This is a genomic window from Brevundimonas sp. AAP58, assembly GCF_001295975.1.
Classification (GTDB): domain Bacteria; phylum Pseudomonadota; class Alphaproteobacteria; order Caulobacterales; family Caulobacteraceae; genus Brevundimonas.
Window position 1 is genome coordinate 1 of sequence record NZ_LJHU01000071.1, and the last position, 10,770, is coordinate 10,770.

Sequence of the window (10,770 nt, forward strand, 5' to 3'; positions counted from 1 at the left end):
GCTCGAACCGACCGCGGAAGCCGTCGCCGATCCCGCGAACCGGGCCAACGTCCACACCGTCACGACCCGCCTGCTGGCCGTGGCCGAGCCCTACTACGACAGCGCCCGAGACGGCCTGCGCGGCCTTCCGTTCCGCTCGGCCATGGCCATCGCCGCCGCGCGCGGCGTCTATCGCGAGATCGGCCGCAAGGTCCGCCGACGCGGTCCCGGCGTCTGGCGCGAGCGCGTCTCGGTCGGTCGGCTGATGAAGCTTTGGCTGTTCGGCCGCGGCGCCCTCATCGCCGTCTGGACCCAGACGCTCGACCGCGGCAAGGCCCCGCCGCCGCGCGCCGCGATGTGGACGCGGGTCTGAAACGCGAGGAATTCGACGACTGAGCGGCGGTGAAATCGACGACGCCCGAGTGAGAACTCAGGGACGTTGACTACGAGCCAGTGTCGTCCGTCGAACCTCGGGCAATTTCCACCACGGCGCGGACGGCGTAAGGTGATGCTCGTGATGCATGCCGAAGTGAAAGCAGGTCAAAAGCGACGCGATCCACGGCATCGGGATCGTCCGCGCATGGTGATGATCTGCGAACCCGTCGCCCGTCGTGTGCCGATGCGGTAGCCATGTTCCGAACACGAACAGCTGCAGCGCGCTTAGAACGGCCGGCACGGCCCAGAACAGGATCAGGTTGGCGACCGTGGCTCCGATCAGCAGATACGCGATCAGCACCGCCGTCACGATCGCGAACTCGCGCCAGCCGAAGTAGCGGGTGAAGAAGCCATAGAACCACGGCAGGAAGGCCTCCGGCCGCTCGGCATGGAAGTCCGGGTCCTCGGCCGTGCCCGGCGCGCGGTGGTGCTGGTGGTGGCAGACGTTCAGCTTGCGATACGAGAACGCCGCGTAGGCCCCCACGCAGATCTGGCCGATGACGGCGTTCAGGCGCGGCCGCCCCGGCGCCAGCGAGCCGTGCATGGCGTCATGGGCCACGATGAACATGCCCGCGCCCAGCCAGCTCTGGGTCAGGATCAGCAGCGGGACAACGAACAGGGCCGGCCCCGCCAGCGGCTGAAAAAACACGCCCCAGACGTGCAGCGTCATCCAGCCGCCCACGATCAGGGCGGCCAGCGTCAGGCCGACGACGGTCTGGCGCTGTCTCGTCACTCGGCCGGGATGTCCGTCGCCGCCCGCTCCGCCCGGCGCGCCTTAAGGATGGCGCTCAGCCTTTGCGGGTTGGGCGCGAAGACGAAGCCGAACGACACCGCCCCGTCCCGGGTCTGGACCGCATGATGCAGCTTGTGCGCCTGCACCAGCCGCCGCGCGTAGCCGTTCTTCGGCATCCAGTGGAAGGGCCAGCGCTGGTGCACCAGGCCGTCGTGCACGAAGGCGTAAACGACGCCATAAAGGGTTACGCCCAGAGCGATCGCTCGCACCCACCACAGACCCGTAAGCCAGGCGACAACGAACAGGCCCGTCCCGACGACGGCTCCTACGACGCCATAAAGGTCGTTGACCTCGAAGGTCTTGTCATGCGGCTCATGGTGGTCGCGGTGCCAACCCCAGCCCAGAGGCCCGTGCATGATGTAGCGATGCGTCCACCAGGCCACTCCCTCCATCAGGAAGAAGACGGCCAGCGTCAGCAATGTGAACCAGACGATCGTCATTCTTTGACTCTACGCCGCGCCGCGCATGGTTCCAACCGCGACCGCGCGTCGCTAAGCAGAAGAAAATGAGCGAAGACATCATCCGAGACCGCAAGGACCAGCATCTGGACGTTGTCCTGTCCGGCGGCGGGCGGCACGCCCGTGATGCCGGCTTTGATGCAATTCGCTTCGTCCACGAGGCGCTACCTGATCTCGATCACGCCAAGATCGACCTCGGCGTTGACTTCCTGGGCCGGCGCCTGAAGGCACCCTTCCTCATCAGTTCCATGACCGGCGGTCCATCCCGCGCCGAGGCGATCAATGCCCATCTGGCCGAGGCCGCTCAGGCGCTGGGAATCGGCTTGGCCGTCGGCTCACAGCGTGGCGCGCTCGAAGGTGGCGCGCACGGTGGGCTGAATGCTTCTCTGCGCGACCGCGCGCCCGACACCCCCCTCCTGGCCAACATCGGCGCGGCCCAGCTGACACAGGGCTTTGGCGTGGATCAGGCCCGGCGGGTGATGGACATGATCGGCGCGGACGCCCTTATCGTTCACCTCAATCCCCTGCAGGAGGCCTGCCAGCCTGAGGGCGACCGTGACTGGTGGGGCGTCGCCGCCGCCCTGGAAACCCTGATCCGCAGGCTTGATGCGCCGGTGGTGGTCAAGGAGACGGGTGCCGGCATCTCGGCGGCCACGGCCCGCCGTCTGATCGACATGGGGGCCGCCGCCATCGATGTGGCCGGGGCAGGGGGGGCGAACTGGGGCCTGATCGAGGGCGAGCGGGCCACCGATCCGGCCGACAAGGCTCATGCGCTCGCCTTCGCCGACTGGGGCATCCCCACCGCACGAGCGATCGCCGATGTCCGTGTGGCCTGTCCGCAAGCTCTAATCATCGGTTCGGGAGGCATCCGGACCGGCCTTGATGCCGCCAAGGCGATCCGGCTCGGGGCCGATATCGTGGGGCAAGCTGCTGGCGTTCTGGAGGCTGCGACCCGCTCATCAGAGGCTGTGGTCCACCACTTCGAGTTGGCCATTCGTCAGCTCCGGACCGCCTGCTTTTGTACGGGTTCTGCCAATCTGCAGGACCTTCGGCGCGCTGCGCTTCAATCCCCGTGATGGCCTCGACAGACACCGACATTGTCATCATCGGCGGCGGCCACAACGGCCTCGTCTGCGCCTTCTACCTCGCCCATGCGGGGCTGAGGGTCGCTGTGCTGGAGCGCCGGTCAGTCGTCGGCGGTGCCGCAGTAACGGAAGAGTTCCACCCCGGCTTTCGTAACTCCACCGCCAGCTACACCGTCAGCCTGCTCAACCAGAAGGTCATCGCTGACATGGAGCTGGCCCGGCACGGCCTGCGGGTCGTCGAGCGGCGAATGTCGAACTTTCTGCCCCTGCCCGACGGCCGCGCCCTGGAGGCAGGGGAGGGTCGCACAGGGGCCTCCGTGGCGCAGTTCTCCGCCCGCGACGCCGAGCGCCTGCCCGAATACGGGCGCCGTCTGGAGGCCGTGGCCGATGTGCTGCGCGCGCTCGTGCTCGAAATACCGCCCAACCTGCCGGACGGCGGCTGGCGCGACGCCCTGCCGGAGATGCTGAAGTCGGCCTCCCTGGCCCGTCGCCTGGGCAGGCTCGATCTCACGGGCCGCCGCGACGTGCTGGACCTGTTCGCCAAGTCCGCCGGCGACTGGCTGGACGGCTGGTTCGAGAGCGATCCGATCAAGGCCCTATTCGGTTTCGACAGTGTGGTCGGCAACTACGCCAGTCCCTACACGCCGGGCTCGGCCTACGTCCTGCTGCACCACGTCTTCGGCGAGGTGAACGGCAAGCGCGGCGTCTGGGGCCACGCCATCGGTGGCATGGGCGGCATCACCCAGGCCATGGCGGCCGCCTGCGTCGAAGCCGGCGTCGATATCCGTCTGGACACCGACGTCTCGCAGGTCCTGACGGAGAAGGGCAGGGCGGTCGGCGTCGTCACGGCGGCTGGCGACACGGTCCGCGCCCGCGCAATCGTCGCCAACGTCCACCCGCGTCTGCTGTTTGACCGGCTGGTCGATCCGGCCGTGGTCCCGGCCGATTTCCGTGAGCGGATCGGCCGCTACGCCTCGGGTTCCGGCACCTTTCGCATGAACGTCGCCCTGTCCGAGCTGCCGCGCTTCACCGCGCGTCCAGAGCCCGGCGACCACCTGACGGCCGGGATCATCCTCGCGCCCAATCTCGCCTACATGGACCGCGCCCATGCGCAGGCGCGACTGAACGGCTGGTCGTCCCAGCCCATCATCGAGATGCTGATCCCCTCGACGCTGGACGACAGCCTCTCGCCGCAGGGCGCCCACGTCGCCAGCCTGTTCTGCCAGCACGTCGCGCCGCAACTGTCGGATGGCCGCAGCTGGGACGATCATCGCGAAACGGTCGCCGACCTGATGATCGACACGGTCGATCGCTGGGCGCCGGGCTTCAAGGCCTCGGTTGTCGGCCGCATGGCGCTGACGCCGCTCGATCTGGAGCGCCGCTTCGGCCTGATCGGCGGCGACATCTTTCACGGCCGCCTGACGCTGGATCAGCTGTTCAGCGCCCGCCCGGTTCTCGGCCACGCCGATCACCGCATGCCAGTTCCGGGCCTCTATCTGTGCGGATCTGGGGCCCACCCCGGCGGTGGCGTGACCGGCGCGCCGGGGCACAATGCGGCCAAGGCCATCCTCAAGCGGATCAGGCCAGACTGATCCCGAGCGTCTTCTGCAGAGCCTCGCGCACTGTCGCCTCGGTGAAAGGCTTCTGAATGGTGGGTCGTCCGCGCCAGTCGTCCGGCAGGCCGCCCTCGCCATAGCCCGTCGAGAACAGGAACGGGACATTCCGCTCTGCAAGGGCGGACGCCACCGGAAACACCACCCGGCCCGCCACGTTCACATCCAGCAGGGCGGCGTCCAGCCCCGGATCGGCGGCGATGACCTCAAGCGCCTCATCGACCGTGCCGATCGGACCGACCGGGGTGCAGCCCATGTCTTCGAGCATGGTCTCCAGCAGCATGGCGACGAGGGATTCATCCTCGACGACGAGCACGCGGCATCCGTCCAGTCCGGTCGTCATGACATCCCTCCGCTCCCCGCGCCTGACCGCGTTCGCCGCCGTGCCGTAATGCAGATTTTCATCCGCCGCCAGATGGCCTCACGCCATTGCCGACCGGACCTTTGAGGCTAGGATCGCCGAATGTTGCTTTCGGTCCTGGTGTTCGGAATGTCCCTGCTGTCTGCGCCGACGTCTGGCCCGCCGGAAGTCGAGGTCGCGCAGGGACGCCTCGCCGGCCGGAGCGCCGACGGCGTGGTCTCCTTCCGGAACATACCCTACGCTGCGCCGCCCGTCGGGGCCCTCCGCTGGCGTGCGCCGCAGCCTGCCGATCCCTGGACGGGCGTTCGCGCGGCCAACCGCCCCGGCGCGATTTGTATTCAGCCGCCAGCCAATGGCGATCCCGGAGTCGGCCCCCCGCCCATGAGCGAGGACTGCCTGACGCTGAACATCTGGAGCCCAGCGGGAGCCGAGCGCCTGCCTGTCATGGTCTGGATCCACGGCGGCGGCTACAACAACGGCTCGGGCACCGCGGAGCTCTATGACGGGACCAACCTGGCGCGCCGAGGCGTGGTCGTGGTCACGATCAACTACCGCCTTGGCCGGCTCGGCTTCTTCGACCATCCGGCCCTGGCCGCCGAGCGCGCGGCCGACGCGGCCGCCGGCAACTACGGCGTCATGGACCAGATCGCGGCGCTCCAGTGGGTGCGCGACAACATCACGGCCTTCGGAGGCGACCCCGGTCGCGTCACCATCTTCGGAGAATCGGCAGGCGGCGCGGCTGTCACCCAGCTGATGGTCGCGCCCACTGCCCGGGGCCTTTTCCACGCCGCCATCGTGCAGTCGGGCCTAGGCCGCCAACGGTCAGCCCTGTTGTCCGAAGATCGACCCGGCCGACCCTCCGCCCAGTCCCTGGGCCTGCAGTTCGCCCGTTCCGCCGGTCTGGTGGACGCGACAGCCGATCAGCTGCGCGCCCTGCCGGCCGAGCGCCTGCTGACCCCCATGCCGGCCTTCTATTCGGACAATCTGGTCCTCGACGACCAGATCGTTCCCGAGGACGTCGTGGAAGCCTTCGCTTCCGGCCGTCAGGCGCCTGTGCCTCTGATCATCGGCACGAACAGCGCCGAGTTCTGGTGGATCCGCCCCACGGATGCCGGGGCCTACGGCCGTCTCGACGACGCCCTGACAGACAGCGAGTACGATGCTCTCGTAGAGGCCTACGGTGGCCTCGACGGCTACAACGCTCACATTGTCAGCGACCTCGTCTTCAACGAGCCCGCGAGGCATCTGGCCCGTCTTCATCGCCGTGCTGGTCATCCAACCTGGCTCTACCGGTTTGACGTCGTCGCCGCCTCGAACCCCGAACCCAGCGGTGGCGCGACCCATGCGTCCGAGCGCCCCTATGTCTTCGATAATCTCCACACCGTCGGCCGTCCCATGCAGACGCGCGACCAAGCCGCCGCTGACCTGATGGCCGACTATTGGACCGGCATGGCTCGTACCGGTGCGCCGGTCACAGATGCAGACTTCGAGTGGCCGTTGACGGACGGCGACCGGCTGCTGGAGTTCACCAACGACGGGCCGCGGGTCATCACGGTACCGCATGGCGAGCGGCTCGATCTCCTGGAGGCCTACCACGCCCGTATCCGCCCGGACTCAGGCGCGATCGCCCAGTAATTCCGCCATCCGTAGGTCAAGGTGATGATGGCCCAGGGGTGAGCGACAGCCGCCTCCCCAGAGATCGGCCGCGCCGGCCACACAAACCGAGATTTTTTCTTGTGGCGGAATCTAGACCCTTGCGGGGCGGCTTCGCCCTATGCCATGTAACCGATTACAGAAGTCGACGGACCGTCGCGAAGGCGGCCGGCACGACGGGAACGCTTCAGGACACCGACTTGGCCCCTCTGCTCCAGACGACTGGTGCCCGCGCCTTAGGATCGCGCCTGTGAAGGCGGCGACCATCCGTGATGTGGCCGAACGCGCCGGAGTCTCCGTGGCCTCGGTATCGCGCGTCCTTACCGGGGCGGGTGTCGTCGCCGAGCCGACGCGCTCCAAGGTGCTCGAAGCGGTCGAGGCCCTGTCCTACGTCCCGCACTCCGGTGCCCGCAGCCTTTCGACCAGCCGCACTGATGTGGTGGGGGTCATCCTGCCGGATCTTTTCGGCGAGTTCTTCTCGGAGCTCATCCGGGGCATGGACGTCGCCTGCCGCGCCCAGGGTCGCCATCTGATTGTCTCGAGCTCCCACGACGACGCTGCAAACGCGTCTGCCGCCATTCGCTCCATGCGTGGCCGGGTCGATGGTCTGATCGTCCTATCGCCGCATCTGGACTCGGGCGCACTGACCGCCAGCCTTTCGGGACGTCTGCCTGTCCTGTTGATGAACGGTGGCGACCTGGACGGACAGCAGCCCTCGATGGCTGTGGACAACGTCGGCGGTGCTCGATCGGCGATCGAGCATCTGCTCGGTCTCGGTCGACGGCGCATCGCCCATGTGGGTGGACCGAACGGCAACGTTGAGGCGCGTGAGCGCAAGCAGGGTTATGTTGACGCGGTCACCGCGGCCGGTACAGCCCCGATATTGGCCCAGGGCGAGTTCACCCAGGCCAGCGGTTTCGCCGCCGCGGCGCGGCTTCTCGCATCCAGCGACCGCCCCGACGCTATTTTTGCCGCCAACGATGCCATGGCCATCGGTGTGCTTCTGGCCATTCAGGAGGCCGGTTTGCGGTGTCCCGATGACGTGGCGGTGGTTGGTTTCGACGATGTCCCGATCGCGGATCTGGTGCGCCCCGGTCTGACCACGCTGCATATCGACATCGCGGGCATGGGCCGTCGGGCTGTCGAGCGTCTTCTCGCGGATATCGAAGGCGGTGTCGCCTTGGCTCCTCGAGCTGCCAACGACGCCGTGCGCGAAATCATTACCCCTCGACTGGTGGTTCGCCAGTCGTGCGGGGCACCGGCCTCCAATCAGGGCTTTTCAGGAGAGACAACATGAACCGTAATACCGTGCGCGCTCGCGCGCTTGTCGCCGCCTCGGCGCTGGCTCTCGCAACCGGTATGGTCGCGACGGCCGCTTCAGCCCAGGTTACAGGGGGGACGCTGCGGGGGTCCGTCACCGATGGTGGAGCCGCAGAGGCCTCTGCTGAGATTGTCGCCCGTGACATCGCGAGTGGCTTCACCACCCGAACGCGCACGAATGCCGGTGGCACCTACGTTCTTTCTGGCCTTCGTCCTGGATCCTATGAGGTCACGGTCACGACCTCCGACGGCGAAACGGCGACTGATACCGTGTCCATCGGTGTCGGCCAGGTCGGCGACCTGGATCTTGACGTCGGTTCGATGGCCTCGGCCGATGCTGGCGGCACAGCGGTGGACGATATCGTAGTGGTCGGCCGTCGCCTGGTCGAGGTGCGCACGCCCGAGAACGCCACCAACGTCACGACCCAGCAGATTCAGACCCTGCCGCAGATCAACCGCAACTTCTTGAACTTCGCGGCCCTGGCTCCCGGCGTAAGGGTTTCTGCGACTGAAGAAGAACAGCAGATCACCGCCGGTGGCCAGCGCGCCGAGTCCGTCAATGCATTCATCGACGGAGCGAGTTTGAAGTCCAACGTCATCGCCGGCGGTATTATTGGCCAGGATGACAGCCGAGGTAACCCGTTCCCGCAGGCCGGCATCCAGGAATTCCGCGTCGTCAGCCAGAACTTCAAGGCCGAGTATGAACAGGCCTCCTCGGCCATCATCACGGCGGTGACCCGATCGGGTGGCAATGAGTTCACCGGCGAAATCTTTGGGACCTACCGCGACCAGAGTTTTATTGAGCAGGACGTGTTCTCACGCCGCCGTGGTGATCCGCAGGCCGAGCTTGAAGTACAGCAGTATGGATTTGCCCTCGGTGGTCCAATCATTCGGGACCGCTTGCACTTCTTTGCCACCTATGAACGTAAGGACGAGGTTCGGCCTGTCGTGGTCAATCTGGGACGACAGGATCCCCGATTCGTCAGCCAGTTCGGTCAGTTTATCGGCACGTTCGAGTCGCCCTTCGAGGAAGACCTGTTCTTCGGCAAGCTCAGTTGGCAACCCGCAGATGACCATCGCGTCGAATGGAGCGTCACTTATCGTGATGAAAGCGAGCTTCGCGATTTTGGCGGTGCCAACGCCTTTGAGCGTGCCAACGACCTCGCGCAACGCACAATCAGCAGCAATTTGCGCTGGCAGTGGCAGACCGATAACTTTTTGAATGAGTTAGCTGTCGACTACCGGCAGTATGAATACACTCCAGGTGCGGCGAACTTCACGGACATCGGTGAGTCTTACCGGCTATTCGAGAATGGCCCGGATCCCTTCGGTGGATTGACCATCCTAAACATCGGTGGCCGTGACAGCTTCCAGGATATTGCGGACAATGCCCTGACGCTTCGTAACGATCTGACGTTCAGCGAGTTCGACTGGAATGGCTTCCATACCTTGAAGGTCGGAGCCAAGGTTTCGTTCCAGAACTATGAGGTAAACAAGTTCTTCGGCCGCAATCCGCAGTTTTTCTATGATGTTGATGGATTGCCGGGGCTCAGCGGTTCGACCACGGTTCCGTACCGTGTCGAACTCGGTCGCGCCTTCCCGACCGTCGACCTCGATAACACCGTCGTGGGCCTGTACATTCAGGACGATTGGCGCATTACCGACCAGTTGGAGCTCAATATTGGCCTACGCTGGGACTATGAAACCAACGCGGGAAATGAGGACTATGTCACGCCGGCGAATGTCGTGACGGGTCTGGCGCAATGGATCGCGTCGACGGATGGCGGCAAGCCCGCTGGTTATGTTCCCAGCTGGTTCAACCAGGCTGACTACATCTCGACCGGAAACAACCGCGAACCCTTTGCCGGTGCCTTCCAGCCTCGGATCGGCTTTTCCTACGATGTGTTTGGGGACCGGGCGACCGTCATTTTTGGCGGCGCGGGCCGGTACTACGATCGTATCAACTTCAACTTCTCCTATGACGAGATCGTCAAGCCGTTCGATATTCGCCAGAATGCCTTCTTCAGTACGGATCCCGCGCGTGGGCGGCCCGTGGGAACGGCGGCAGGCACGCCGAACGATCCTATCTTGTGGCAGGAATCCTTCCGTACAGTCGCGGGCTTGGATCCCGTGTTCCAGAGCATCCCTGGGCGTGGCGAGGCTTTCCTTCTGCGGAATGACTGGGAGCCGCCGCGCACCGATCAGTTCAACCTGGGTGTCCGTCAGCGCTTTGGCGACTGGCAGACGGAGTTGACACTTGCTTACGGCAATACCGAAAACGAGTTCACCTGGCTGTATCTGAACCGCTGCCGTGAACCCACGCGGCCGTCGGTCGGCGGCGGCTTCGGCGACAACGGTGGCTTCTGCGGACCGGGTGGAACCAATCCCTACCGGGGGTACCTTGTTTCGGACCACAACAAGTCGCGCGAGTTCACGGCCCTCTATCTGAAGGCCGACAAGGCCTACACCCGCGACAGCGGCTGGGGGTTGAACATCGCCTACACCTTCGCCAACGCCGAGCAGAACGGGGGGCGGGACGCCTTCTGCTTCGACTGCTTCGATATCGAGAACTCGCCAGTCCGCCCGTCGGACAACGACGAGGAACATCGCATCGTGGCCAACGGCATCGTCGACCTGCCGGCCGGCTTCCAGCTGTCGGGCATTCTGACGCTGGGCTCGGGCACGCCGTTTGACGTATTTGACGGCACTGGTGCCAATTTCGTCTATCGCCCCAACGCCGGCCGTCCTCAGACGGACAACTTCATCATTCCGGACGCCTTCGCCTACCGAAACCTGGACCTGCGCCTGACCAAGAACTTCGACCTCTGGAACGGCTCGCAGCTGTCGCTGTTCGTGGACGCCATCAACGTCTTCGACTTCTACAACTACGCAGGCTTCGACGGCGGCACCGGCTCTGCGACCAACCCGAACCCGAATTTCGGGCGTCCGTCGCGGGTGCTGTTCCCGACTCGGACCTTCCAGCTGGGCTTCCGCTACAGCTTCTAGGGCTCTCCTGAGACTGGCCGCTCCTTCCTCCCGGAGGGGCGGCCATCTTTTTTGTAACGCGGGGGCG

At 65.6% G+C, this 10,770-nt stretch carries 9 protein-coding genes; 6 read left to right on the top strand and 3 right to left on the bottom strand.

All coding sequences use genetic code 11. From position 1 onward, the window contains the following. On the top strand, positions 1-352 hold a 352-nt coding region (locus IP78_RS09765), incomplete at its 5' end, for a squalene/phytoene synthase family protein (RefSeq protein ID WP_197272431.1). 57 nt (positions 353-409) lie between these two features. Here the strand turns inward: IP78_RS09765 and IP78_RS09770 are convergent. Continuing rightward, positions 410-1,147 (bottom strand): fatty acid desaturase, encoded by a 738-nt coding sequence (locus IP78_RS09770; protein WP_054111494.1) that lies wholly within the window; start codon positions 1,145-1,147, stop codon positions 410-412. Further along, positions 1,144-1,647, bottom strand: coding sequence for a sterol desaturase family protein (locus tag IP78_RS09775; RefSeq protein ID WP_054111495.1), 504 nt, complete (start codon positions 1,645-1,647; stop codon positions 1,144-1,146). Before IP78_RS09775 ends, IP78_RS09770 begins: the two co-directional genes overlap by 4 nt. Positions 1,648-1,712: 65 nt before the next feature. On the opposite strand from IP78_RS09775, the gene fni reads away from it, so the two are divergent. Together fni and IP78_RS09785 are read left to right on the top strand one after the other, a co-directional pair. Beyond that, the gene (gene fni, locus IP78_RS09780) at positions 1,713-2,741 is read left to right on the top strand and encodes a type 2 isopentenyl-diphosphate Delta-isomerase (protein ID WP_054111496.1); all 1,029 of its coding nucleotides are present in this window, start codon (positions 1,713-1,715) and stop codon (positions 2,739-2,741) included. Continuing rightward, on the top strand, positions 2,741-4,342 hold the full coding sequence (locus IP78_RS09785) for an NAD(P)/FAD-dependent oxidoreductase (RefSeq protein WP_054111497.1): 1,602 nt from the start codon (positions 2,741-2,743) through the stop codon (positions 4,340-4,342). Before fni ends, IP78_RS09785 begins: the two co-directional genes overlap by 1 nt. Here IP78_RS09785 and IP78_RS09790 read toward each other — a convergent pair. Further along, positions 4,329-4,706: a response regulator gene (locus IP78_RS09790; RefSeq protein WP_054111498.1), complete on the bottom strand. Its 378-nt coding sequence runs from the start codon at positions 4,704-4,706 to the stop codon at positions 4,329-4,331. The two genes, IP78_RS09785 and IP78_RS09790, sit on opposite strands and share 14 nt — an antisense overlap. A 120-nt stretch (positions 4,707-4,826) precedes the next feature. Here IP78_RS09790 and IP78_RS09795 point away from each other — a divergent pair, with 120 nt between their 5' ends. The 3 genes from IP78_RS09795 (at position 4,827) to IP78_RS09805 (ending at position 10,703) form a co-directional block, all read left to right on the top strand. After that, the gene (locus tag IP78_RS09795) at positions 4,827-6,359 is read left to right on the top strand and encodes a carboxylesterase/lipase family protein (RefSeq protein WP_054111499.1); all 1,533 of its coding nucleotides are present in this window, start codon (positions 4,827-4,829) and stop codon (positions 6,357-6,359) included. 268 nt (positions 6,360-6,627) lie between these two features. After that, a complete protein-coding gene (locus IP78_RS09800) occupies positions 6,628-7,674 on the top strand; it encodes a LacI family DNA-binding transcriptional regulator (RefSeq protein WP_054111500.1) in 1,047 nt (348 codons plus the stop codon). After that, a complete protein-coding gene (locus IP78_RS09805; protein ID WP_054111501.1) occupies positions 7,671-10,703 on the top strand; it encodes a carboxypeptidase regulatory-like domain-containing protein in 3,033 nt (1,010 codons plus the stop codon). Before IP78_RS09800 ends, IP78_RS09805 begins: the two co-directional genes overlap by 4 nt. Positions 10,704-10,770 lie beyond the last annotated feature (67 nt).